The organism is Rhodoferax sp. RT5P35, assembly GCF_056521385.1.
In genome coordinates, this window is record NZ_JBWMAX010000005.1 from 318,699 (window position 1) to 343,657 (window position 24,959).

The window sequence follows — 24,959 nt, forward strand, 5'->3', positions numbered from 1 at the left end:
TTTTGCATGAAACACGCTTTGACCAAATTGTCTGCCGCGCTGGCCTTGACCGCCGCGTTTGCGCCCCACGCTTTTGCCGCCAAAGACGTGGTGGTGGCGGTGCAGTCCAACTTCACCTCGATGGACCCGTATGACGCGAACGACACCCTGTCGCAAGCCGTAGCCAAGTCCTTCTACCAAGGCTTGATGGGCTTTGACAAAAACATGAAGATGGCACCGGTGCTGGCCGAGAGCTTTACCGCAGCCAAGGATGGCCTGAGCTACACCTTCAAACTGAAAAAAGGCATCAAGTTCCAGGACGGTACCGACTTCAACGCCGAAGCCGTCAAGGCCAACTTCGACCGCGTCACCAACCCCGAGAACAAGCTCAAGCGCTACACCCTGTACAAGAACATCGCCAAGACCGAGGCGCTGGATGCCAATACGGTGAAATTTACCCTGGCCGAGCCTTTCTCGGCGTTCGTGAACACCCTGGCGCACCCTTCGGCTGTGATCATTTCGCCCGCCGCATTGCAAAAATACGGTAAGGCTATTGCCCAAAACCCGGTGGGTACCGGCCCGTTTAAGTTCATCGAATGGAAGCAGACCGACTACATGAAGGTCGAGAAGTTCGCGGGCTACTGGCGCAAGGGCTACCCCAAGGTGGACAGCATCACCTGGCGTCCGGTGGTCGACAACAACTCGCGTAGCGCCATCATGCAGACCGGCGAGGCCAACTTCACCTATCCGCTGCCCTACGAGCAAGCCGAGTTGCTCAAGACCAAGCCCAACTTAGAAATCACCGCTGCCCCCAGCATCGTGCACCGTTATATTTCGCTGAATACCCAGCAAAAGCCTTTCGATAACCCCAAGGTACGCGAAGCCCTGAACTACGCCATCAACAAAGAAGCGCTGGTGAAGGTTGTGTTTGGTGGGTATGCGATTCCGGCCGAAGGTGTGGTGCCCAAAGATGTGGCGTTTTCCACCAAGCTTGGCCCCTGGCCCTACAACCCCCTCAAAGCGCGTGAGCTGTTGAAAGAAGCAGGTTATCCGAACGGCTTTGAGACCACTCTGTGGTCGGCCTACAACTACACCACCGCGCAAAAACTGATCCAGTTCGTGCAGCAGCAGTTGAGCGTGGTGGGCATCAAAGCCCAGGTGTTGGCCTTGGAAGCAGGACAGCGGGTAGAGAAGGTAGAGAGCTGGCAAGACCCAGCCACTGCGCCGGTGCGCATGTACTACGTGGGCTGGTCCTCGTCCACCGGCGAGGCCGACTGGGCCATGCGTCCGCTGCTGGCATCGGAATCCTTCCCGCCCAAGTCGTTCAATACCGCGTACTACAAGAACGATGCCGTCGATGCCGACATCCAGGCGGCGCTGAAGACTGTCGACACCGCCGAGAAGACCAAGCTCTACGCCGATGCCCAGCAACGCATCTGGAAAGACGCGCCCTGGATCTTCCTGGCCACCGAGCAACTGCTGTCGGCCCGCAGCAAGAACCTCACCGGCTTCTACATGATGCCGGATGCGTCCTTCAATTTCGACGAAATTGAACTCAAGTAGACATGCCAGCAGCAAGCCAGCCGCCTGTGATGGTCATGACTGTCTTTAACAGGGATACCGTGAAACCGGCTTTGCCGGTCCGCTGGTATCGCCCCCTGCGTGTCGCATCGGCTTTTGCAAACCGATGCGAGGGAGGTTGGCGCAGCCTGGGGGTGAGCCTTGATTAATTACATCCTCAAGCGCCTGCTGGGCCTGCTGCCTACATTGCTGATCGTGGCGGGGCTGGTGTTTTTGTTCGTACACATGCTGCCGGGCGACCCTGCGCGCCTGGCCGCAGGGCCGGAAGCCGATGCGGAAACGGTGCAAATTATTCGCCAAGACCTGGGGCTGGACCGTCCATTGCACGAGCAGTTCTGGCGCTTCATCAGCCACGCGGTGCAGGGCGATTTCGGCACTTCGCTGCGCAGCAAGCGCCCGGTCTCCACCGAGATCGCCGAGCGCTTCATGCCCACCTTTTGGCTCACCGTGGCGGCGATGGGCTGGTCGGTGCTGCTGGGCCTGGTGATTGGCACCGTGTCAGCCGTGTGGCGCAACCGATGGCCAGACCGGCTGGGCATGACCTTGGCCATCACCGGCATCTCTTTCCCCTCGTTTGCTTTGGGAATGGTGTTGATGGAGGTGTTTTCGGTGCAGTTGGGCTGGTTGCCCACCGTAGGTGCCGACACCTGGAAGCACTACGTGTTGCCCTCGCTCACCCTGGGCGCGGGCGTGGCGGCGGTGATGGCGCGGTTTACCCGCTCGTCGTTCATCGATATCTTGAAAGAAGACTACGTGCGCACCGCCCGAGCCAAAGGGCTGAACGAGTTTGTGGTGGTGGTCAAGCACAGCTTGCGCAATGCGCTGATTCCGGTGGTCACCATGATGGGCCTACAGTTTGGCTTTTTGCTGGGCGGCTCCATCGTGGTGGAGAAGGTGTTCAACTGGCCGGGCATGGGCCGCCTCCTGGTGGATGCGGTGGAAATGCGCGACTTCCCGGTGATCCAGGCCGAGGTGCTGCTGTTTTCGCTGGAATTCATCCTGATCAACCTGGCAGTTGATGTGCTGTACGCCGTCATCAACCCCACCATTCGCTACAAATAAAGTAGCTGCTTATGCATACAAAACCTGCGCTAGAGCCTCATTTGACTATGGAAAAGGTGCGCACGCCCTGGAGCGAGTTCTGGCGCAAGTTCAAAAGCCAGCACGTCGCCCTGGTGGCCGGATTCTTCGTGCTGCTGCTGGTCGTGGTGGCGGTGGTGGCCCCGTGGCTGGTGCCTTTCGATGCCGAGAACTTCTTTGATTACGACGCACTGAATGCCACGCCTTCACGCCTGCACTGGTTCGGCGTGGATTCGCTGGGCCGCGACATCTTCAGTCGCATCCTGATGGGGGCGCGCATCTCACTGGCCGCGGGCTTTATCTCGGTGGCGGTGGGCGCAGTGATCGGTACCGCGCTGGGCCTGCTGGCTGGCTATTACGAAGGCTGGTGGGACCGCATCGTGATGCGCATTTCGGACGTGCTGTTCGCCTTTCCCGGCATTTTGCTGGCTATCGGCATCGTGGCCATTCTGGGCAACGGTATGGTCAACGTGATTTTTGCGGTGGCGGTGTTCAGCGTGCCCGCTTTTGCGCGGCTGGTTCGCGGCAACACCCTGGTGGTGAAGAACCTCACCTACATCGAAGCCGTGCGCTCCATCGGCGCGTCCGATTGGACCATCATCACCCGGCACATCTTTCCGGCCACGATCTCGTCGGTGGTGGTGTACTTCACCATGCGTATAGGTACCTCCATCATCACCGCTGCCAGCCTGTCCTTTCTGGGTCTGGGCGCGCAGCCGCCGACCCCCGAATGGGGTGCGATGCTGAACGAAGCCCGTGCCGACATGATGAGCGCGCCGCACATCGCGCTGTTCCCCAGCCTGGCCATCTTTTTCACCGTGTTGGCATTCAACCTGCTAGGCGACGGCCTGCGCGATGCGCTGGACCCCAAACTAGATAGCTAGCGCAATACCTCCCGGCTGCGCTACGCTGCGCGAACCCCCCTCGCATCGGTTTGCAAAAACCGATGCGACACGCAGGGGGCGATTCCAGTGGCCTGGCAAAGCCAGTTCCACGGAATCCTTGGAAGCGCTGCCATTGGGATAAATTTATACTTTTTAGGCTGTTAGCGCATATTTCATAAGCGCGAGTAGCTATTTATTTAATAGCATCCGCTGGCGGGTGCTGATGGGTTTCCAGCACAGGACTTTGCACTCCATGAGAATTTTGATTTCGGTAGACATAGAAGGCGTGGCCGGGGTGTTCCATGCTGAGCAGACCCGTGCCGGTAACCCCGAGTACGAACGCGCACGCCGGCTGATGACGGCCGAGGCGAATGCGGCGATCCGTGGCGCTTTCGACGGTGGCGCGACCCGCGTGCTGGTGAACGATTCGCATGGCGGCTTTCGCAACCTGCTGCCCGATGTGCTGGACCCCCGCGCCGAGGCGGTGCTGGGCAAGCCACGCGTTTTGGGTATGGTGGGCGGGCTGGAGCAGGGCGTTGATGGCGTGTTCATGGTGGGCTACCACGCGCGCTCCCAAAGCCGCGGTGTGCTGGCCCACACCATCAACAGCTTTGCGTTTGCCCGGGTCTGGCTCAACGATCAGGAACTGGGCGAGGCCGGGCTATACGGCGCGCTAGCGGCCGAACTGGGCGTGCCGGTGTTGCTGGCCAGTGGGGACGATGTGTTTCAGTTTGAGACCGCACCGCTGTTTCCCAAGGCGCGCTTTGTGGTCACCAAGACCGCGCAGGGCCATGCCAGTGGGGTGTCGCTGTCGCCGGGTGCGGCCTGTGCGGCTATCGAAGCGGCTGCGCGGGCGGTGCTGACAGCACCTCTGCCCGTTATGCGCCGTACGCTGGTGCCTGCCCACTGCCGTTTGCAGACCCAGAGCCCGGGCCTGGCCGATCTGTTTGCCATCCTGCCTGGCGTGGAGCGGCTGGACGGCGTGACACTGGGCTTTACCGGCCAGTCGGTGCAGGACGTGGTGCGCACGTTGAACAGTCTGTCGGCCATGTCCGCGATGCTGCGCTGAGCCTGGATCAGCCTGGCTAAGTTTGGCTATGGCTGGGCTTTGATGCTGTCGATGACCTTTTGCAGGTCGTTGACGGCGCGTTCCCGGCCCTCCACGCTGAGCTTGTCCAGGTCTACCGACAGGCGCAGGCCGGGGTAGCGCTGGTTGAGGGCGGCGGCTGCGGCATCGGGCGCGTGTATGTCGCGCAGCACAAAACAGCGGATCTCTCGCGACACGCCCTTGGCCATCAGGGGCTCGCGCTCGTGGGCATCAAATTCGTCTTTTACCAGCGCGTAGGTTTCGTACGACATGATGATGCCGTCGGGTTCGCCGTTTTGCTCCAGCCGGGCGGCCAGGTTCACTTCGCTGCCGATCACGGTGTAGTCCATGCGCTGGTCGCTGCCAAAGTTGCCCACGTGGCAAAACCCGGTGTTGATGCCGATACGGATCTGGAAAGGCTGGCGGTCACCCTTGTCGCGCCAGATTTCGCGCAGGGCGTGCATGCGCCGCTGCATCGCGACGGCCATGCGCACGCACTGCAAGGCATCTTCCTGTACGCCGCGGGTCTCGGGATCGCCAAAAAACACCAGAATGGCATCGCCTACAAATTTGTCGATGGTGGCGCCAAATTCCAGCGCAATCTTTGACATTTCCGAGAAATAGCTGTTCAAAAAGTAGGTCAAATCCTCGGGCTGCATGCCTTCCGCAGTCTTGGTGAAGTCCTTGATGTCCGAGAAGAAAATGGTCAGCTTCTTGCGCACCGCCTGGATAGACACGTCTTGGTCGCTCTCAAAAATGGTTTTGTAGACTTGTGGCGACAGGTAGCGTGACAGTTTGTTAGATAGCGAATGCAGCATGGCCGTACGCACATTCAGGGCAATGTGGTTGTGTACCCGGGCCAGCAGGATGGGGGGGCAAATCGGCTTGGTGATGTAGTCCACCGCACCCAGCTCAAAGCCTTTTTCTTCGGCCTCGTTATCGGACTTGGCCGTTAGAAAGATGACCGGAATGTCGCGTGTGGCCGGATTGGCTTTGAGGCGACGGCAGACCTCGTAGCCGTCGATCTGCGGCATCATGATGTCGAGCAGAATCAGATCCGGCGGCGTGCTGGAGGCGGCCACCGCCAGCCCTTTTTCGCCATGGTTGGCCACCTTGACGCGGTAGGTGTCCTTGAGCAGCGCTGCCATCAGGGTGAGGTTGTCGGCAGTGTCGTCCACCACCAGCACGGTGGGTTTTTCGGCGAAGCCCAACATTTTCATACAGTGTCTCCCAAGGCCTGCGGTCTAAACGTACTACACGCTCGCCTGGCGGTGTACCGGAATCGTACACCGCATAGACCTTCATCGGCGCTGTACCATGCCGGTCTAAATCATTGGGAGTGTGGCTATGAAATGGGAAGGCAATCGCGAATCCAGCAATGTGGAAGACCGGCGGGATGGCGACGGCGGCGGGTCGTCGGGTGGCGGCATCATGGGCGGGCGCAGCATTGGCATCGGCACCATCGTGATCGCTTTGGTGGGCGGCTGGATATTTGGTATCAACCCTATGACCATCATCAGCCTGATGAGCGGCGGCAGCGCACCCCAGGTTCAGCAACAGCAGGCACCTGCGCACCGGCCGCCTAAAGACGACCAACTGGCCAAGTTTGTGTCTACCGTGCTGGCCGATACCGAAGACGTCTGGAAGGATGTGTTCGCCAAAGCCGGTGGTACCTACAAAGATCCGACCCTGGTGCTGTTTCGCGGCGCTACCCGTACGGCTTGTGGCCAAGGCCAGGCGGCAATGGGGCCGTTTTACTGCCCGGGTGATCAGAAGGTCTATATCGACCTGGGTTTTTATGAGACCCTTAAAAACCAGTTGGGTGCCCCAGGTGAGTTTGCCCAAGCCTATGTGATTGCCCATGAAGTCGGCCACCACGTGCAAAACCTGATGGGTATCAGCGAGAAAGTCGATGCCATGCGCAGCCGCGCCAGCAAAGCCCAGTCCAACGCTCTGAGCGTGCGCCTGGAGCTGCAGGCCGACTGTTTTGCGGGTCTGTGGGCCCACCATGCGCAAGATGCCCGCAAAATTTTGGAAAGCGGCGATATCGAGTCGGCCATGAATGCCGCCGCCAAAATTGGCGACGACGCTTTACAACGTGCCAGTGGCGGGGAAGTGGTGCCTGACAGCTTCACCCACGGCACCAGCGCCCAGCGCCAACGCTGGTTCAACATGGGCTACCAGACCGGCGTGGTCAAGTCGTGCGACACCTTCAGCGCACGCCAACTCTGAGCTCCGCGCCGTTCCGGGCTATAATTTCAAGGCTTTGCACATTGCAAAGCGCACGTTGGTGGGTATTTCCCCTGCCAACGCAAGTCATATTTAACGGATAAACACATGATCGCATCCTCTATCAAGGCCGAAGTCGTCAAGGACAACGCGCGCAGCGCCACCGACACCGGCAGCCCAGAAGTGCAAGTTGCACTGCTGACCGCCCGTATCAATGAACTCACCCCCCACTTCAAGCTGCATGCCAAAGACCACCACGGTCGCCGCGGTCTGCTGCGTATGGTGAGCCGTCGCCGCAAGCTGTTGGACTACCTGAACTCCAAGGACCACGAGCGTTATGTCGCTCTGATCGCGAAACTCGGCCTGCGTAAGTAATCCCAGTTCCCAATGCACAAGCGCCTGAGTTAGTTCACTAGCTCAGGCGTTTTTGTTTGTTTTCCCGTTGAGAGGCGATTTACCCCGTACGCGCTGTGTCATTCCATAAGCCACCCAAGGATGATTTATGGAATGGCATCGTATGGCCGAACCCTCTTTGTTCCTCGCCAGTCCCACCGTGATTAATCCGGACTGCAAACCCTCTCAGGAGACCCCAAATGACTATGTTCAATAAAGTAAGCAAGACCTTCCAGTGGGGTGCCAACACCGTCACCATGGAAACCGGCGAAATGGCCCGCCAATCCACCGGCGCAGTGCTGTTGGATATGGACGGCACCGTGGTGCTAGCCACTGTAGTTGCCAAAACCGTCGGCAAGCCCGGCCAGGACTTTTTCCCGCTGACTGTCGATTACCTGGAAAAAACCTACGCTGCGGGCAAGATCCCCGGCAGCTTTTTCAAGCGCGAAGGCCGTCCCAGTGAATTTGAAACCCTGACCAGCCGTTTGATCGACCGCCCGATCCGTCCGCTGTTTCCCGAAGGTTTCTTCAACGAAGTGCATGTGGTTATCCACACCCTGTCGCTGAACCCTGAAGTCGATGCCGACATCGCCGCCCTGATCGCCACCAGCGCCGCCTTGTCGGTCAGCGGCATTCCCTTCAGCGGCCCCATCGGTGCAGCCCGCGTGGGTTACGTCAACGGCGAATACGTGTTGAACCCTGGCCAGACCGCCCGCAAAGACTCCATCATGGACTTGGTAGTGGCCGGTACCGAAACCGCCGTGCTGATGGTGGAGTCGGAAGCCCAGCAACTTTCCGAAGAAATCATGCTGGGTGGTGTCATGTTTGGCCACGAGCAGGGCGTGATTGCGATCAACGCCATCCATGAACTGGTGCGTGATGCTGGCAAGCCCTTGTGGGACTGGACTGCACCCGCCAAAGACGAAGTGCTGATCGCCAAAGTGGTGGCTCTGGCCGAAGAAAAGCTGGTTGCCGCCTACCAGAACCGCAACAAGCAAGCGCGTACGCATGCCACCCGTGAAGCTTACACCTGGGTGAAGGCTGGCCTGAAGGCCGAAGGTGTGGAATTCGACCCTGTAGCGGTCGAAGGCATGCTGTTTGACATCGAAGCCAAGATCGTGCGCAGCCAGATTCTGGCCGGTGAGCCCCGTATCGACGGCCGCGACACCCGCACCGTGCGCGCCATCGAAATCCGCAACAGCGTGCTGCCCCGTACCCACGGCTCAGCCCTGTTCACCCGCGGCGAGACCCAGGCTTTAGTGGTCACCACCCTGGGCACCGAGCGCGATGCCCAGCGCATTGACGCGTTGGCTGGCGAGTACGAAGACCGCTTCATGCTGCACTACAACATGCCTCCGTTCGCCACCGGCGAAACCGGCCGCGTGGGCACGCCCAAGCGCCGCGAAATCGGCCACGGCCGTCTGGCCAAGCGCGCACTGGTCGCTGTTTTGCCTAGCAAGGAAGATTTCCCCTACACCATGCGTGTGGTGTCGGAAATCACCGAATCGAATGGTTCGTCGTCGATGGCTTCGGTTTGTGGCGGCTGCCTGTCGCTGATGGACGCTGGGGTGCCTATGAAAGCCCACGTGGCGGGTATCGCCATGGGCCTGATCAAAGACGGCAGCCGCTTCGCCGTGCTCACCGACATCCTGGGTGATGAAGACCACCTGGGTGACATGGACTTCAAGGTAGCCGGTACCACCAACGGTATTACCGCGTTGCAAATGGACATCAAAATCCAGGGCATCACCAAAGAGATCATGCAGGTTGCCCTGGCCCAGGCCAAGGAAGCCCGCTTGCACATCCTCGACAAGATGATGGAAGCCATGTCTGAAGCCAAGACAGAAGTGTCTACCTTCGCGCCCCGCCTGTTCACCATGAAGATCAATCCGGACAAAATCCGTGACGTGATTGGCAAGGGCGGCGCGGTCATCCGTGCGCTGACCGAAGAAACCGGCACGCAGATCAACATCGAAGAAGATGGCACCATCACCATCGCTTCGAGTGACCCCGCCAAGGCCGAAGAAGCCAAGCGCCGTATCGAGCAGATCACCGCAGAAGTTGAAATCGGCAAGGTCTACGAAGGCGCCATTACCAAGATTCTGGACTTCGGTGCACTGGTCAACCTGCTGCCCGGCAAGGACGGTTTGCTGCACATCAGCCAGATCGCCCACGAGCGTGTCGAAAAGGTCACCGACTACCTGTCCGAAGGCCAGATCGTTAAGGTCAAGGTCATGGAGACGGATGAAAAAGGCCGTATCAAATTGTCTATGAAGGCCTTGCTGGACCGCCCAGCTTACAACCCGGAAGCCCAGCGCTAAATTCAGCGTTCAGCGGCTGTGGCATCACAGCCGCGCGCATGGAATACCGCCCTCCTATGAAAGCTATCGAAATCACCGCGTACGGCGCGCCGGATGTACTGCGTGTTGTAGAGCGTCCTGTGCCTGTGCCGGGCGTGGGCGAGTTGCTGATTCGCGTGTCCGCCAGCGGTGTGAACCGGCCTGACGTGCTGCAGCGAACGGGCAACTATCCCGTGCCTGCGGGGGCTTCGGATATTCCGGGCTTAGAGGTGGCCGGTGTGGTGGTGTCGGGCGACAGCAATGCGATGGCGCAAGCAGGTTTGCAGATCGGCGACCGCGTCTGTGCGCTGGTGGCCGGTGGTGGGTATGCGCAAATGTGCGTCGCTCCGGTGACACAGTGCCTGCCCGTTCCGCAAGGCTTGAGCGATATCGAGGCGGCATCTCTGCCCGAGACCTTCTTCACCGTGTGGAGCAATGTGTTCGACCGGGCTCGTTTGCAAAAAGGCGAAACCCTGTTGGTGCAAGGGGGTTCCAGCGGCATTGGTATGACTGCCATCCAGCTCGCCAAAGCCATGGGAGCCACGGTGTTGGTGACGGCGGGTAGCGATGCAAAATGCGCCGCCTGTCTTGCACTGGGTGCGGACTATGCCATCAACTACAAAACCCACGACTTCGTGGAAGAGGTGCAGCGCATCACCCAAGGCACAGGTGTGGACGTGGTGCTCGACATGGTGGCGGGCGGCTATGTGGTCCGCGAGCTTCAGTGTCTGGCAGAAGATGGCCGTCTGGTCATCATCGCGGTGCAAGGCGGGGCCCAGAGCGAAATTCACGCCGGTCTGGTCATGCGCAAGCGCCTGACCATCACTGGATCGACTTTGCGTGTGCGTCCGGTGGCGTTTAAGGCTGCGATTGCGCAGGCTTTGCGTCAACAGGTTTGGCCCATGTTGGCTGATGCCCGTATCAAGCCGATGGTCTACCAGGTACTTGTCGCCGAAGAGGATGGGGCACCCCAAGCACATGCGCTGATGGAATCGGGTGCGAACATTGGAAAAATCGTTTTGACATGGTAATGCTATGAAGAAAAAACTGATTGTTGGTAATTGGAAGATGAACGGTAGCCTGGCTGCCAACCAGGCTTTGCTGCAGGCATTGCTGGCGGGAGTGGGGCACTCGGCATGTGGTGTGGCGGTTTGTATTCCTGCGCCATATTGGGCGCAAGCGCAGGTATTAATTGCGTCTAGTGCTATTGATTTGGGAGCGCAGGACGTTTCGCAGCATGCGGTTGGGGCATTCACCGGCGAAGTTTCCGCGGCCATGCTGAAGGAGTTCGGCGTGCGCTATGCCATCGTCGGCCATTCAGAGCGCCGCCAATACAATGGCGAAACCGATGCCGTGGTGGCCCTGAAGACCCAGAGCGTCTTGGCGGCAGGCATCACGCCCATCGTTTGCGTGGGCGAGACGCTAGCAGAGCGCGAAGCGGGCAAAACCGAAGAAGTGGTGAAGCGCCAGTTGGCCGCGGTAGTGCATACCAATGGCCACTGCATCAGCGAAATTGTGCTGGCGTACGAGCCGGTGTGGGCGATTGGCACAGGCCTGACGGCGACTCCCGAGCAAGCCCAGCAAGTGCACGCTCTGTTGCGCGCCCAGCTCCATGCGGCGACCAACCAGGCTGATCGGATCCAGATTTTGTATGGCGGCAGCATGAACGCGGCAAATGCCGCGCAATTACTGGCCCAGGCGGATATTGACGGAGGCTTGGTCGGCGGCGCATCGCTCAAGGCGGCAGACTTTTTGGCGATTGTGGCAGCGGCCCAGTAGGCCGGACACATCGCATTCACATATTTTCGAGTTTGATTTAGGAGTATCGAGATGAATATTTTGTTGACCATTCTGCTGGCGGTCCAGATGCTGGCCGCGATAGGCATGATTGGCCTGATACTGGTCCAGCACGGCAAGGGTGCTGACATGGGTGCAGCATTTGGTAGCGGTAGCTCGGGCAGCTTGTTCGGTGCCAGCGGAAGTGCCAATTTCTTGTCGCGCACTACCGGCATTTTGGCCGCGGTGTTTTTTGCCTGTACTCTGGCATTGGCTTACTTCAATGGCGCGCGTACTGTCAGCTCTGGCAGCGTTTTGGAGCGTGCTGCCGTAACTGCACCTGAAGTTGCTGCCTCGGGTGCGGCTGGGCAGATTCCTAGTTCCGTACCCGGAGCGGTGCCTGCTGCACCTGCAGTAGCAGCCTCCGGTGCGGGGCAAATTCCGACTAAATAATATGGGTTGAATTTCTCTGTCACCCTAAGATCGTCAGGGTAATCGAGTAAAATTCATAGCTGTGCAGAAAGCCACAAACCGCAAGGTTCCTCATGCCATCTGTACAGAAAAAACCGCCGTCGTGGTGAAATTGGTAGACACGCTATCTTGAGGGGGTAGTGGCGAAAGCTGTGCGAGTTCGAGTCTCGCCGACGGCACCAACAAAAAGACTTGCTGAACCTGCGTTCGGCAAGTCACAAGCGGTGATCAGAACCTCAAGATGAACTTAGATCAGTACCTCCCAGTCCTTTTGTTCATCTTAGTCGGCATTGGTGTCGGCGTAGCGCCTCAGGTGCTTGGTCATATATTTGGCCCCAACCGGCCCGATGCGGCCAAAAACTCCCCTTACGAATGTGGCTTTGAAGCATTTGAAGACGCGCGCATGAAATTTGACGTGCGTTACTACTTGGTAGCCATTCTTTTCATCTTGTTTGACCTGGAAATTGCGTTCCTTTTTCCTTGGGCGGTAGCGCTCAAAGAGGTGGGCGTCGTGGGTTTCTGGGCAGTCATTATTTTTCTGGGAATTCTGGTTGTGGGCTTTGTCTACGAGTGGAAAAAAGGGGCCCTTGACTGGGAGTAGCACGATGATTGAAGGTGTCATGAAAGAAGGGTTTGTCACCACGTCTTACGACTCGGTGGTGAACTGGGCAAAAACGGGGTCGCTGTGGCCTATGACGTTTGGCTTGGCCTGCTGTGCGGTCGAAATGATGCATGCCGGTGCTGCGCGCTACGACATGGACCGTTTCGGCATGCTGTTTCGCCCAAGCCCACGCCAAAGCGATTTGATGATTGTGGCCGGTACCTTGTGTAACAAGATGGCACCTGCTTTGCGCAAGGTGTACGACCAGATGCCCGAGCCTCGATGGGTTTTGTCCATGGGTTCATGTGCTAACGGGGGTGGGTACTATCACTACAGTTATTCGGTGGTGCGCGGCTGTGATCGCATCGTTCCGGTGGATGTGTACGTCCCTGGCTGCCCGCCGACCGCAGAAGCCTTGCTGTATGGCGTGATCCAGTTGCAGCAGAAGATCCGTCGCACCAACACGATTGCGAGAGTCTGAGATGACTGTATTTGCTGTTCAGCCCGAGGCTTTGAAAGATACTTTGGTTCAGATCCTCGGTGCCCAGGCGAGCCGTGTCGCCGTGGCTTTGGGTGAAGTGGAAGTGGTGGTGCGTGCGTCAGACTACATGGCGGTCGCAACGCTCTTGCGCGACGCACCTGGCTGCAAGTTCGAGCAGTTGATCGACTTGTGTGGCATGGACTATTCGTCGTTTCGGGACGGAGCTTACGAAGGCCCGCGCTACGGCGTTGTGCTGCAGTTGTTGTCGGTTAGCCTGAACCAGCGGGTGCGGATCAAGGTGCTGTGCCCTGACGACGATTTTCCGGTGGTGGACTCCATCAACAGCGTCTGGAACTCCGCTAACTGGTTTGAGCGCGAAGCCTTTGACCTGTTCGGCATCATCTTTGAAGGCCACAACGATTTGCGCCGCATCCTCACGGATTACGGCTTCATCGGCCATCCGTTTCGCAAAGATTTCCCGACATCGGGACATGTCGAAATGCGCTATGACCCCGAGCAAAAACGTGTCGTCTACCAGCCTGTATCGATTGAACCGCGCGAAATTACACCCCGCATTATTCGGGAAGACAATTACGGGGGCCTGCATTAAGCGCAGGACGTCTCATGGCTGAAATCAAAAATTACACGCTCAATTTTGGGCCGCAGCACCCGGCTGCACACGGCGTTTTGCGCCTGGTATTGGAACTGGACGGCGAAGTGATCCAGCGTGCCGACCCGCACATCGGTCTGTTGCACCGTGCCACCGAAAAGCTGGCTGAAACCAAGACCTTCATCCAGTCGTTGCCCTACATGGACCGCCTGGACTACGTGTCGATGATGGCCAATGAGCAGGCCTATTGCCTCGCCATTGAAAAGATGATGGGTATCGAGGTGCCCATTCGTGCCCAGTACATCCGCGTTATGTTTGCGGAAATCACCCGGTTGCTAAACCACTTGCTATGGTTGGGCGCGCACGGGCTCGATTGTGGTGCCATGAATGTGCTGATCTATTGCTTCCGTGAGCGTGAAGATCTGTTTGACATGTACGAGGCGGTGAGTGGTGCGCGTATGCACGCCGCGTATTTCCGTCCTGGCGGCGTGTACCGCGACCTGCCCGATGCGATGCCCCAGTACAAGGTCAGTCGCATCAAGAATGCCAAGGCCATGGCGCAGTTGAATGAAAACCGCCAAGGTAGTCTGCTCGATTTCATCGATGACTTCTCTACGCGCTTTCCGAAGTGTGTCGACGAATATGAAACCTTGCTGACGGAAAACCGCATCTGGAAACAGCGTACGGTAGGGATAGCCGTGGTCACGCCCGAGCGGGCGCTTAATCTGGGGTTCACTGGGCCCATGCTGCGTGGCTCGGGTATTGCCTGGGACTTGCGCAAGAAGCAACCCTACGATGCCTACGACAAGATGGACTTCGATATTCCAGTGGGTAAAACCGGTGATTGCTACGATCGCTATCTGGTGCGTGTGCAAGAAATGCGCGAGTCCAATCGAATCATCAAGCAGTGCGTGGACTGGCTACGCGTGAATCCAGGCCCCGTGATTACCGATAACCACAAAGTGGCTGCTCCCGCACGCGAATCAATGAAGGCCAACATGGAGGAGCTAATCCACCATTTCAAGCTATTCACGGAAGGCTTCCATGTGCCGCTGGGCGAGGCTTATGCGGCGGTTGAGCACCCCAAAGGTGAGTTTGGAATCTATCTCGTCAGCGACGGTGCCAACAAACCTTATCGTTTGAAAATTCGGGCTCCGGGGTTTGCGCATTTGGCTGCGATGGACGAGTTGTCTCGCGGTCACATGATCGCGGATGCTGTGGCGGTGATCGGCACGATGGACATCGTGTTTGGCGAAATTGACAGGTAATGCCCGCATGATTTCTGAATCGACCAAAACCCGTTTCGCCCGCGAAGTGGCCAAATTCCCCTCTGACCAAAAGCAATCTGCCGTGATGGCCTGCCTGTCCATCGTCCAGCAGGAGCTGGGTTACGTGAGCGCGGAAAATGAGAATGTCGTTGCGGAGTATCTGGGCATGCCGCCCATCGCAGTGCATGAGGTGACGACCTTCTACAACATGTACAACCAGGCTCCGGTGGGGCGTTTCAAATTGAACGTTTGCACCAATTTGCCATGCCAGCTGCGTGACGGCGCCAAAGCATTGAAGCATTTGGAGCACAAGCTGGGCATTTCCATGAATGAGACCACGGCCGATGGCTTGTTCACCCTGCAGCAGAGCGAGTGCCTGGGTGCCTGCGCGGATTCCCCGGTGATGTTGGTTAATGACCGCACCATGTGCAGCTTTATGAGCAATGACAAGTTGGACCAGTTGGTGGACGGATTGCGTGCGTCTGGTACATCTCCTGCGGAGGCTAAGTAATGTCAGCAGAACAGATTCTTTCCCAATTCAAGGCAACTGGGGTTCAAACTAGTTTCCACGGTCGCCACATAAATCCGCAAATCATGGCGGATCTGGATGGCACGAACTGGCATCTCAAGGACTACGAGGCTCGCGGTGGCTACCAGGCCTTGCGCAAGATTTTGGGTAAAGACGGCGGCGAAGGCCTCACCCAAGACCAAGTCATTGCAACCGTCAAAGAGTCGGCATTGCGTGGCCGGGGCGGTGCGGGCTTTCCCACAGGTTTGAAGTGGAGCTTTATGCCTCGCCAATTCCCGGGTCAAAAATACCTGGTTTGCAATTCGGACGAGGGTGAGCCGGGTACGTGCAAAGACCGCGACATCATGCAGTACAACCCGCATATCGTCATCGAAGGCATGGCGATTGCGGCGTATGCCATGGGTATTTCAGTGGGCTACAACTACATCCACGGTGAGATTTTCGGCACTTACGAGCGCTTCGAAGAGGCGCTGGAAGAAGCCCGTGCAGCAGGATTGTTGGGCAATAATATTTTGGGCAGCAATTATTCGTTCCAACTGCACGCATCCCATGGTTTTGGGGCCTACATCTGCGGCGAAGAAACGGCCTTGCTGGAATCGTTGGAGGGCAAAAAAGGCCAGCCACGCTTCAAGCCACCATTCCCGGCCAGCTTTGGTCTGTATGGCAAGCCCACCACCATCAACAATACCGAAACTTTCGCGGCTGTGCCGTGGATCATCCGCAATGGCGGCCTGGCGTATCTGGAGTGCGGCAAGCCCAACAACGGCGGCACCAAGATCTATTCGGTCAGCGGAGATGTGGAGCGTCCCGGTAATTACGAGATTCCGATGGGAACCCCGTTTTCCAAATTGCTTGAATTGGCTGGTGGCGTACGTACTGGGCGCACCCTCAAGGCGGTGATTCCTGGAGGCTCTTCCGCACCGGTTCTTCCAGCAGACACCATGATGCAATGCACCATGGACTATGACTCGATTGCCAAGGCTGGTTCCATGCTGGGTTCCGGAGCGGTGATCGTCATGGACGATTCACGCAATATGGTTGAGAGCCTGCTGCGCTTGTCTTACTTCTATTCGCACGAGTCGTGCGGGCAATGCACGCCTTGCCGTGAAGGTACGGGCTGGATGTGGCGGGTGATTGATCGCATCTGGCGCGGTGAAGGCCGTGCGACAGATCTGGATTTGCTCAACTCGGTTGCAGACAATATACAAGGCCGCACGATCTGCGCGCTGGGTGATGCAGCGGCAATGCCAGTGCGCGCCATGATCAAGCATTTCCGCCCTGAATTCGAGGCGTTGATCCAGAACAAAAAACCCCAGGCTGCGGCGCACGCCTGATTGAGGTAATAGCACATGGTAGAAATCGAACTCGACGGTAAGAAGGTAGACATCCTTGAAGGCAGCATGATCATGCATGCGGCTGAAAAGGCGGGAACCTATATTCCCCATTTTTGTTACCACAAGAAGCTCAGTATTGCGGCCAACTGCCGCATGTGTTTGGTGGATGTGGAAAAGGCACCCAAGCCCATGCCTGCATGTGCTACGCCGGTTACGCAGGGCATGATTGTTCGCACCAAGAGCGAAAAAGCCATCAAGGCCCAGCAGTCGGTGATGGAGTTTTTACTCATCAACCATCCGCTGGATTGTCCTATCTGCGACCAGGGCGGCGAATGCCAGTTGCAGGATCTGGCTGTGGGCTACGGTGGGGGTTCATCACGGTACGAGGAAGAAAAGCGGGTAGTTTTCCACAAAGATGTTGGTCCGCTGGTGTCCATGGAAGAAATGAGCCGTTGCATACATTGCACGCGCTGTGTGCGCTTTGGCCAAGAGGTGGCTGGCGTGATGGAGCTTGGCATGATCCACCGCGGTGAGCATTCCGAAATCACCACTGTATTGGGCGAAACGATTGATTCCGAGCTCTCGGGCAATATGATCGATATCTGCCCTGTAGGTGCTTTGACGAGTAAGCCTTTCCGTTACAGCGCCCGTACCTGGGAGCTGTCGCGCCGCAAATCGGTTAGTCCCCATGACTCGACTGGCGCAAATTTGGTTGTCCAGGTCAAAAACAACAAGGTGATGCGCGTGGTGCCGCTCGAAAACGAAGCGGTGAATGAATGCTGGATTGCCGACCGAGATCGGTTTTCTTATGAAGCGCTGAACAGCCCTGAACGCTTGACCAGTCCTATGCTCAAGCAAGGCGGCGAATGGAAAACTGTTGATTGGCAGACTGCGCTTGAGTACATTGCCAATGGTCTGAAACAAATCAAAACCCAGCATGGTGCCGCAAGTATTGGTGCCTTGGTTAGTCCGCATAGTACCCTCGAAGAGCTGGTTCTGGCGGGAGCGCTGATGCGTGGTCTGGGCAGTGAAAACATTGACTACCGGCTGCGCAATGCGGAGTTCCCGCAAGCTGAGGGCATACGTTATCTGGGGTTGTCTATCGCTTCCTTGAGCCAATTGCAGCGCGTGCTAGTGGTCGGCTCGAATCTGCGCAAAGACCATCCTTTGTTTGCACAACGTATCCGGCAGGCTGCGCGCAAGGGCTGTGCGATGAGTGCTATTAATTCTGCAGTGGAATTGGCAAAGGCCGATGCATGGGCCATTCCTGTTGCAAACTTTGTACAAAGCCCGGCTGGCGATTGGTTACAGGCATTAGCAGATGTGGCCGCTGCGATTGCGGAAACCAAGTCCTCGGCTGCGCCGGTTGCTGGTTCTGCTACGGATTCGGCAAAAGCCATTGCCAAGTCTTTAATAGGCGGTGAACGCAAGGCGATTTTGTTGGGTAATGCGGCTGCGCACCATGCCCAGGCTTCCAGCCTGCTGGCATTGGCTACCTGGATTGGCGAGCAAACGGGTGCCACGGTTGGTTACCTGACCGAGGCTGCCAATACGGTAGGTGCCCAACTGGCACATGCCCAGCCATCCCAAGGCGGTTTGAATGCCGGGCAGATGCTGGCCGGTGGACTCAAGGCCGTTTTACTGCTGAACAATGAGCCGGAGTTTGATTCGGTAGCAGGCGCTGCTCACAACGTTGGGCGCGCTGAGATGGTGGTGACTATGAGCCCATTCAAGTCCAACATGGCTTTCAGCGATGTGCTTTTGCCAATTGCACCGTTCTCGGAGACTTCCGGCAGTTTCGTGAATGCCGAAGGGCGTGTGCAAGGCTTCCATGCGGTTGTGAAGCCTTTGGGCGATACCCGTCCCGCGTGGAAGGTGTTGCGCGTTTTGGCGAATGTGCTGGGTCTGCCGGGTTTCGACTTTGAATCTTCACAAGACGTGCTGGCGACTTTGAAGGCCGATTTGTCCGAAGGAACGACACACGTGGTGGCCGACAAATTGAGCAACAAGACACAAGCAAGCATTGACATGACAGCACGTGCTTCTGCGGTGCCCGTAGTCGCAAGCCTGTACCAGTTGGATGGCATCGTGCGCCGTGCCAGCGCTTTGCAAATGACTGCAGATGCTCGCCAAGTGAATGCTGAGCAAGAGGTGGCCGCATGATTGAGGCGATTTTTGCTTTCGGACAAGGTCTGGTGGGTGCGAGCTGGTGGTCCGGTGGCGCTTGGCCGGTCATCTGGAACCTGGTCAAGATCGTGCTGGTGCTTTTGCCGCTGATGGGCTGCGTGGCCTACCTCACGCTGTGGGAACGCAAGGCCATTGGCTGGACCCAGATCCGTATCGGCCCCAACCGGGTGGGCCCTTTGGGTTTGCTGCAGCCGATTGCCGATGCATTGAAGCTGCTCACCAAAGAAATTATTCTTCCTACGGTTGCAAACAAGGGCTTATTTTTTCTGGGCCCCATCATGACCATCATGCCCGCTTTGGCGGCATGGGCGGTGATTCCTTTCGGGCCCGAGATTGCGTTGTCGAACATCAACGCAGGCTTGCTGTTCTTGATGGCGATTACCTCGATGGAAGTCTATGGGGTCATCATTGCGGGTTGGGCATCGAACTCCAAATATGCGTTCCTGGGTGCTCTGCGGGCGTCTGCACAAATGGTCAGTTATGAAATTGCGATGGGCTTTTGCCTGGTGATTGTGTTGATGGTGTCCGCCAGTTTGAACTTGACAGATATCGTCATGGGCCAGGCCAAGGGCATGTTTGCCGAAAAAGGGCTTACCTTCTTGTCCTGGAACTGGCTGCCTTTGTTGCCCGTCTTCTTGGTCTATTTCATTTCGGGTCTGGCCGAGACCAACCGCCACCCGTTTGACGTGGTGGAAGGTGAATCGGAAATTGTGGCCGGCCACATGGTTGAGTATTCCGGCATGAGCTTTGCGATGTTCTTCTTGGCCGAATACGCCAACATGTGGCTCGTATCGATCATGACGGTGCTGATGTTCCTTGGCGGCTGGTTGTCGCCGATCGATAGCGTGCTGTTCAACTGGATTCCAGGCTGGATCTGGCTCGGAATCAAGACCTTTGCTGTCGTCACCATGTTCTTGTGGGTGCGAGCTAGCTTCCCACGTTTCCGCTACGACCAGATCATGCGACTGGGCTGGAAGATTTTTATCCCCGTCACCCTGGTGTGGCTGGTGGTTGTGGGTGGCTGGATGCAGACCCCGTTTAATATCTGGAAATAAAGCGAGTCACGTATGTCCACATTGGCTACTCCTGCCTTTTCGCTCAAAGACTTTCTCTCCAGCTTCATGTTGGCAGAACTGTTCAAAGGCTTGGCGCTGACCGGCAAGCATGCGTTTCGGCGCAAGATTACGGTGCAGTTTCCAGAGGAAAAAACACCCTTGTCTCCCCGTTTTCGTGGCCTGCATGCTTTGCGCCGCTATGAAAACGGCGAAGAGCGCTGCATTGCCTGCAAGTTGTGCGAAGCAGTCTGCCCCGCCATGGCGATCACTATTGAATCGGATGTACGGGCTGATGGTTCACGCCGCACCAGCCGGTACGACATCGATTTGACCAAATGTATTTTTTGTGGGTTTTGCGAAGAAAGCTGCCCGGTGGATTCCATTGTGGAAACACATGTGTTTGAGTACCACGGCGAAAAGCGTGGTGACTTGTATTTCACTAAAGACATGCTGTTGGCTGTGGGAGATAGGTATGAAAAAGAAATTGCAGCCGCCCGTGCTGCAGATGCCAAGTACCGTTAGAGCCCGTTCACAGCTGCTCATTGCTACCCTCGTTTCCACACAATAAGAACTGCTCCATGGACGTTAAGACAGGCCTCTTTTATCTCTTCGCGACAGTGTTGCTGTTCGCAGGGTTCCGGGTGATTACCTCACGTAACCCTGTGTACGCCGCGCTGTATCTGGTGCTTGCGTTTTTCCAGGCAGCCGCTATTTGGATTCTGCTGAAAGCCGAGTTCCTGGCAATTACCTTGGTACTGGTTTACGTCGGTGCGGTGATGGTCTTATTCCTGTTCGTTGTGATGATGTTGGACATCAATGTCGACGCGCTTCGCCAAGGGTTTTGGAAGCATTTTCCGATTGCCGCAGGTGGTGGCGTTTTACTGGCGCTCGAAATGGCTATGGTGCTGATGGGCGGGTTTCGTACCAACGATGAGACACGTAACCTGACCGGCGGGGCCAATATCGGTGCCCAGGTATCCAACACCAAAGAATTGGGCAAGATCCTGTACACCGAGTATCTCTATCCGCTTGAAATTGCCGCGGTGATTTTGTTGGTGGCCATCGTGGCGGCCATTGCCCTGACCCTGCGCCAGCGAAAAGACAGCAAACACGCGAATCCATCCGACCAGGTGCGCGTCAAAGCCCGTGACCGTGTGGAGATCATCAAAATGAAGGTAACCCAGCACGCGGTGGAAGTTGCTGCGCCTGTTGCCCCAGCAGCGGCGGTTGTGGAGAAAAAAGCATGACCTTGACGCTTGGACACTTTCTTTCACTCGGGGCTATTTTGTTTGCCTTGTCGGTGATCGGCATCTTTCTGAACCGCAAAAACTTAATCGTATTGTTGATGGCCATCGAGTTGATGCTGTTAGCGGTAAACATGAATTTTGTGGCGTTCTCGTATTACCTGAACGATATGCGCGGCCAAATATTCGTCTTCTTTATCCTGACGGTGGCCGCAGCCGAGTCGGCCATCGGCCTGGCCATCCTGGTGCTGCTGTTCCGTAATAAGTCCAGCATCAATGTGGATGAACTCAATACGCTCAAGGGTTAATAGAAAATGAGTCAAACCCTCGCAGTTTCTACTCTGCTAGCTGTTCCGCTGGCACCTCTGGCGGGCGCTTTGCTTGCTGGTGTTTTGGGTACCGCATTTGGCGGTAACGTGATTGGCCGCAGTGCCAGTCACTCGCTCACTATTTTGGGTGTGTTCATTGCCTTCGTCTTGTCGGCAATGACGCTGAACAGCGTGGTCAACGACGGTGCCCGCTTCAATGAAACGCTCTACACCTGGATGGATGTGGGCGGTCTTCGCATGGAGATCGGTTTCATGGTGGACGGCTTGACTGCCATGATGATGTGCGTGGTGACCTTTGTGTCTCTGATGGTGCACATCTACACCATCGGCTACATGGAAGAAGACGCAGGTTACAACCGTTTCTTTGCCTACATCTCGCTGTTTACTTTCTCGATGTTGATGCTGGTGATGAGCAACAACATGCTCCAGCTGTTTTTCGGCTGGGAGGCTGTTGGCCTGGTGTCGTACCTGCTGATCGGTTTCTGGTTCAACCGTCCCACCGCCATTTTTGCCAACATGAAGGCCTTTTTGGTGAACCGTGTAGGTGACTTTGGTTTCATCCTGGGCATTGGCCTGATCGCTGCCTATGCCGGTACCTTGAACTACACCGAAGCCTTCGCGAAGAAGGAAGAGTTGGCGCAACTGCTGCTTCCGGGCACCAACTGGATGCTGGTAACCGTGATCTGCATCTGCCTGTTCATCGGTGCCATGGGCAAGTCGGCCCAGTTCCCGCTGCATGTGTGGTTGCCCGACTCCATGGAGGGTCCCACGCCTATTTCGGCTCTGATCCACGCGGCCACTATGGTGACCGCCGGTATTTTCATGGTGGCACGCATGTCGCCCTTGTTTGAGCTGAGTGAAACTGCGTTGAACTTTGTTATGGTCATCGGTGCCATTACGGCACTGTTCATGGGCTTTTTGGGCATCATCCAGAATGACATCAAACGGGTGGTGGCGTATTCCACACTGTCGCAGTTGGGTTACATGACGGTGGCCTTAGGCGCTTCGGCTTATTCGGTTGCTGTGTTCCATTTAATGACCCATGCTTTCTTCAAAGCCTTGCTGTTCCTTGCAGCCGGCTCGGTCATCATGGGTGTACACCACAACCAAGACATTCGCTGGATGGGTGGCTTGCGCAAGTACATGCCGATCACCTGGATTACTTCTCTGCTGGGTTCGCTGGCTCTGATTGGTACACCGCTGTTTTCCGGTTTCTACTCTAAAGACAGTATCATCGTAGCGGTTCAAGCCAGCCATTTGCCTGGCGCAGGATTCGCAAGCTTTGCGGTGTTGGCAGGTGTGTTCGTGACGGCTTTTTATTCGTTCCGCATGTACTTTCTGGTGTTCCACGGCAAAGAGCGCTTTGACCAGAATCCGGATGCCCACCACGGCCATGACGACCAACACAGCGACCATAGCCACGGTGAAAGCAAGCCACACGAGTCCCCTTGGGTGGTGACACTGCCATTGGTTTTGCTGGCAATTCCCTCGGTGGTGTTAGGGTACTTTACGATTGATCCTATGCTTTACGGCGACTTCTTCAAGGGCGCGATTTTTATCGACCTTGAAAAACATGCCGCCATGGAAGAGCTGGCGCACGAGTTTCACGGCGCATGGGGTATGGCAGTCCACGCTTTAACATCTATGCCGTTTATTTTGGCGGTTGCCGGTGTGGCCACTTCCTATTACATGTACATGGTGAATCCGGCTCTGCCCGCCGCCATCAAGCGTGCTTGCCAGCCCATCTACACGCTGCTGGAAAACAAGTACTACCTGGACTTGTTCAATGAAAACGTCTTGGCGCGGGGTGCCCGTGGCCTGGGTACCGGCCTGTGGCAGGTGGGTGACCGCACCATTATTGACGGTGGTGTGGTGAACGGTTCCTGGAAAATCGTGGGATGGATTTCGGGCATGGTGCGTTGGGTCCAAACCGGATTCATTTACGACTACGCGTTTGCCATGATCGTGGGCGTTTTTGCGCTGATGACGTATTTCGTTTGGCTCAATCAGTAGAGGAATAAGAAAAATGGGATTGTTGAGCCTTGCCATCTGGATACCTATCTTTTTTGGCGTTGTACTTTTGGCCTTAGGCCGTGATGAGCAGGCAGGGGCCGTCCGCTGGGTCGCTCTGGTGGGTTCTGTAGTGGGTTTCCTGGTGACTTTGCCGCTGTACAGCGGTTTCAAGCTGGGCACTTCCGCGATGCAGTTTGTGGAAAACACCAGCTGGATCGAACGTTTCAATGTGAATTACCACCTGGGTGTAGACGGCATATCGGTTTGGTTTGTGATCTTGACGGCATTTATCAATGTCATCGTAGTCATCGCCGGTTGGGAAGCCATTACCCACAAGATCAACCAGTACATGGGCGCCTTTTTGATCCTCAGCGGATTGATGATTGGTGTCTTTTGTGCGCTGGACGGAATTTTGTTTTACGTCTTCTTTGAGGCCACCCTCATCCCGATGTATCTGATCATCGGTATCTGGGGCGGGCCTAACAAGATCTACGCAGCCTTCAAGTTCTTCCTGTACACGCTGCTGGGTTCCTTGTTAATGCTGGTGGCGCTGATTTTCCTGTACGTCAAGTCGGGCGGCAGCTTTGACATCGCTACCTGGCACCAGTTGCCATTGGACAGCCGCACCCAGACCCTGTTGTTCTTCGCCTTCCTGTCGGCGTTTGCCGTCAAGGTGCCGATGTGGCCAGTGCACACCTGGTTGCCGGATGTGCACGTGGAAGCGCCTACCGGTGGCTCTGCCGTGCTGGCGGCCATCATGTTGAAGTTAGGCGCCTACGGTTTCCTGCGTTTCTCCTTGCCTATCGCACCGGATGCAGCCCACGAGTGGTCTGGCCTGATGATTGGCCTGTCGCTCACTGCCGTGGTGTATGTCGGCCTGGTGGCCATGGTGCAGGAAGACATGAAGAAGCTGGTGGCCTATTCATCGGTCGCTCACATGGGCTTCGTCACCCTGGGGTTCTTCATCTTCAACCCGCTGGGCATTGCGGGCGGCATCGTGCAGATGATCGCCCACGGTTTTGTGTCTGCCGCCATGTTCTTGTCCATCGGCGTGCTGTACGACCGCATGCATTCGCGTGAAATTGCCAGCTACGGCGGCGTGGTCAACACTATGCCCAAGTTTGCGGCCTTTGCCTTGCTGTTTGCCATGGCCAATTGCGGTTTGCCCGCAACGGCTGGCTTCGTGGGTGAGTGGATGGTGATTTTGGGCGCAGTCAAGTTCAACTTCTGGGTCGGTTTTGCTGCAGCCACCGCGTTGATTTTCGGAGCCGCCTACACCTTGTGGATGTACAAGCGCGTCTACCTCGGCCCGGTGACCAATGACCACGTAAAAGAGCTGAAGGACATCAACGGACGCGAATTCTTTATGTTGCTCTTGCTGGCGATTGCGGTGTTGGCCATGGGCCTGTACCCCAAGCCTTTCACCGATGTGATGGACGCTTCGGTGGCCGATTTGATCAAACACGTTGCAGCATCCAAGCTCAACTGA

At 56.8% G+C, this 24,959-nt stretch carries 24 protein-coding genes and 1 tRNA gene; 24 read left to right on the forward strand and 1 reads right to left on the reverse strand.

The window, feature by feature from the left end; all coding sequences use genetic code 11:
* The first annotated feature begins 6 nt into the window (after positions 1-6).
* The 4 genes from gsiB to AC097L_RS10105 all read left to right on the forward strand — a co-directional run bounded on the left by gsiB (position 7) and on the right by AC097L_RS10105 (position 4,593).
* Positions 7-1,542, forward strand: coding sequence for a glutathione ABC transporter substrate-binding protein GsiB (gene gsiB / locus AC097L_RS10090; RefSeq protein ID WP_479586241.1), 1,536 nt, complete (start codon positions 7-9; stop codon positions 1,540-1,542).
* 159 nt (positions 1,543-1,701) lie between these two features.
* Positions 1,702-2,622, forward strand: coding sequence for a glutathione ABC transporter permease GsiC (gsiC, locus tag AC097L_RS10095; protein ID WP_479586242.1), 921 nt, complete (start codon positions 1,702-1,704; stop codon positions 2,620-2,622).
* A 41-nt stretch (positions 2,623-2,663) separates the two neighbouring features.
* Positions 2,664-3,524, forward strand: coding sequence for a glutathione ABC transporter permease GsiD (gsiD, locus tag AC097L_RS10100; protein WP_479586243.1), 861 nt, complete (start codon positions 2,664-2,666; stop codon positions 3,522-3,524).
* Between the two features lie 253 nt (positions 3,525-3,777).
* Entirely contained in the window at positions 3,778-4,593 is an 816-nt protein-coding gene (locus AC097L_RS10105) for a M55 family metallopeptidase (protein WP_479586244.1), read from the forward strand.
* A gap of 26 nt (positions 4,594-4,619) precedes the next feature.
* Here AC097L_RS10105 and AC097L_RS10110 read toward each other — a convergent pair whose 3' ends face one another.
* Positions 4,620-5,831 carry an adenylate/guanylate cyclase domain-containing protein gene (locus AC097L_RS10110; RefSeq protein ID WP_479586245.1) on the reverse strand — a complete coding sequence of 404 codons (1,212 nt, stop codon included), beginning with the start codon at positions 5,829-5,831 and terminating at the stop codon, positions 4,620-4,622.
* 127 nt (positions 5,832-5,958) lie between these two features.
* Here AC097L_RS10110 and ypfJ point away from each other — a divergent pair, with 127 nt between their 5' ends.
* The 20 genes from ypfJ (at position 5,959) to AC097L_RS10210 (ending at position 24,959) form a co-directional block, all read left to right on the forward strand.
* The gene (ypfJ, locus tag AC097L_RS10115) at positions 5,959-6,843 is read left to right on the forward strand and encodes a KPN_02809 family neutral zinc metallopeptidase (protein WP_479586246.1); all 885 of its coding nucleotides are present in this window, start codon (positions 5,959-5,961) and stop codon (positions 6,841-6,843) included.
* A gap of 105 nt (positions 6,844-6,948) precedes the next feature.
* Positions 6,949-7,215 (forward strand): 30S ribosomal protein S15, encoded by a 267-nt coding sequence (gene rpsO / locus AC097L_RS10120; protein WP_295956943.1) that lies wholly within the window; start codon positions 6,949-6,951, stop codon positions 7,213-7,215.
* Between the two features lie 218 nt (positions 7,216-7,433).
* Complete coding sequence (gene pnp / locus AC097L_RS10125; RefSeq protein WP_479586247.1) at positions 7,434-9,554, forward strand: polyribonucleotide nucleotidyltransferase; 2,121 nt, start codon at positions 7,434-7,436, stop codon at positions 9,552-9,554.
* A gap of 56 nt (positions 9,555-9,610) precedes the next feature.
* Positions 9,611-10,603 (forward strand): NAD(P)H-quinone oxidoreductase, encoded by a 993-nt coding sequence (locus AC097L_RS10130; protein WP_479586248.1) that lies wholly within the window; start codon positions 9,611-9,613, stop codon positions 10,601-10,603.
* Between the two features lie 4 nt (positions 10,604-10,607).
* Positions 10,608-11,351, forward strand: coding sequence for a triose-phosphate isomerase (tpiA, locus tag AC097L_RS10135; protein WP_479586249.1), 744 nt, complete (start codon positions 10,608-10,610; stop codon positions 11,349-11,351).
* A 51-nt stretch (positions 11,352-11,402) separates the two neighbouring features.
* Positions 11,403-11,801 carry a preprotein translocase subunit SecG gene (gene secG, locus AC097L_RS10140; protein WP_479586250.1) on the forward strand — a complete coding sequence of 133 codons (399 nt, stop codon included), beginning with the start codon at positions 11,403-11,405 and terminating at the stop codon, positions 11,799-11,801.
* Positions 11,802-11,916: 115 nt separating this feature from the next.
* Positions 11,917-12,001: transfer RNA gene (locus AC097L_RS10145), tRNA-Leu, on the forward strand.
* A 59-nt stretch (positions 12,002-12,060) separates the two neighbouring features.
* Positions 12,061-12,420 carry an NADH-quinone oxidoreductase subunit A gene (locus AC097L_RS10150; protein ID WP_479586251.1) on the forward strand — a complete coding sequence of 120 codons (360 nt, stop codon included), beginning with the start codon at positions 12,061-12,063 and terminating at the stop codon, positions 12,418-12,420.
* A 4-nt stretch (positions 12,421-12,424) separates the two neighbouring features.
* Positions 12,425-12,901, forward strand: coding sequence for a NuoB/complex I 20 kDa subunit family protein (locus AC097L_RS10155; RefSeq protein WP_295956930.1), 477 nt, complete (start codon positions 12,425-12,427; stop codon positions 12,899-12,901).
* A 1-nt stretch (position 12,902) separates the two neighbouring features.
* Positions 12,903-13,511, forward strand: coding sequence for an NADH-quinone oxidoreductase subunit C (locus AC097L_RS10160; protein WP_479586252.1), 609 nt, complete (start codon positions 12,903-12,905; stop codon positions 13,509-13,511).
* Positions 13,512-13,525: 14 nt separating this feature from the next.
* On the forward strand, positions 13,526-14,779 hold the full coding sequence (locus tag AC097L_RS10165; RefSeq protein WP_479586253.1) for an NADH-quinone oxidoreductase subunit D: 1,254 nt from the start codon (positions 13,526-13,528) through the stop codon (positions 14,777-14,779).
* A gap of 7 nt (positions 14,780-14,786) precedes the next feature.
* Positions 14,787-15,290 carry an NADH-quinone oxidoreductase subunit NuoE gene (nuoE, locus tag AC097L_RS10170; protein ID WP_479586254.1) on the forward strand — a complete coding sequence of 168 codons (504 nt, stop codon included), beginning with the start codon at positions 14,787-14,789 and terminating at the stop codon, positions 15,288-15,290.
* Entirely contained in the window at positions 15,290-16,642 is a 1,353-nt protein-coding gene (nuoF, locus tag AC097L_RS10175; RefSeq protein ID WP_315243843.1) for an NADH-quinone oxidoreductase subunit NuoF, read from the forward strand. Before nuoE ends, nuoF begins: the two co-directional genes overlap by 1 nt.
* Positions 16,643-16,657: 15 nt before the next feature.
* The gene (gene nuoG, locus AC097L_RS10180) at positions 16,658-18,805 is read left to right on the forward strand and encodes an NADH-quinone oxidoreductase subunit NuoG (RefSeq protein WP_479586255.1); all 2,148 of its coding nucleotides are present in this window, start codon (positions 16,658-16,660) and stop codon (positions 18,803-18,805) included.
* Complete coding sequence (gene nuoH, locus AC097L_RS10185) at positions 18,802-19,884, forward strand: NADH-quinone oxidoreductase subunit NuoH (protein ID WP_479586256.1); 1,083 nt, start codon at positions 18,802-18,804, stop codon at positions 19,882-19,884. The genes nuoG and nuoH overlap by 4 nt, the downstream gene beginning before the upstream one ends.
* 12 nt (positions 19,885-19,896) lie before the next feature.
* Entirely contained in the window at positions 19,897-20,406 is a 510-nt protein-coding gene (gene nuoI, locus AC097L_RS10190) for an NADH-quinone oxidoreductase subunit NuoI (RefSeq protein ID WP_295956916.1), read from the forward strand.
* A gap of 56 nt (positions 20,407-20,462) precedes the next feature.
* A complete protein-coding gene (locus AC097L_RS10195; RefSeq protein ID WP_479586257.1) occupies positions 20,463-21,131 on the forward strand; it encodes an NADH-quinone oxidoreductase subunit J in 669 nt (222 codons plus the stop codon).
* Complete coding sequence (nuoK, locus tag AC097L_RS10200) at positions 21,128-21,436, forward strand: NADH-quinone oxidoreductase subunit NuoK (RefSeq protein WP_315185702.1); 309 nt, start codon at positions 21,128-21,130, stop codon at positions 21,434-21,436. Before AC097L_RS10195 ends, nuoK begins: the two co-directional genes overlap by 4 nt.
* Positions 21,437-21,442: 6 nt before the next feature.
* A complete protein-coding gene (gene nuoL, locus AC097L_RS10205) occupies positions 21,443-23,470 on the forward strand; it encodes an NADH-quinone oxidoreductase subunit L (protein ID WP_479586258.1) in 2,028 nt (675 codons plus the stop codon).
* A 13-nt stretch (positions 23,471-23,483) separates the two neighbouring features.
* Positions 23,484-24,959 carry an NADH-quinone oxidoreductase subunit M gene (locus AC097L_RS10210; RefSeq protein WP_479586259.1) on the forward strand — a complete coding sequence of 492 codons (1,476 nt, stop codon included), beginning with the start codon at positions 23,484-23,486 and terminating at the stop codon, positions 24,957-24,959.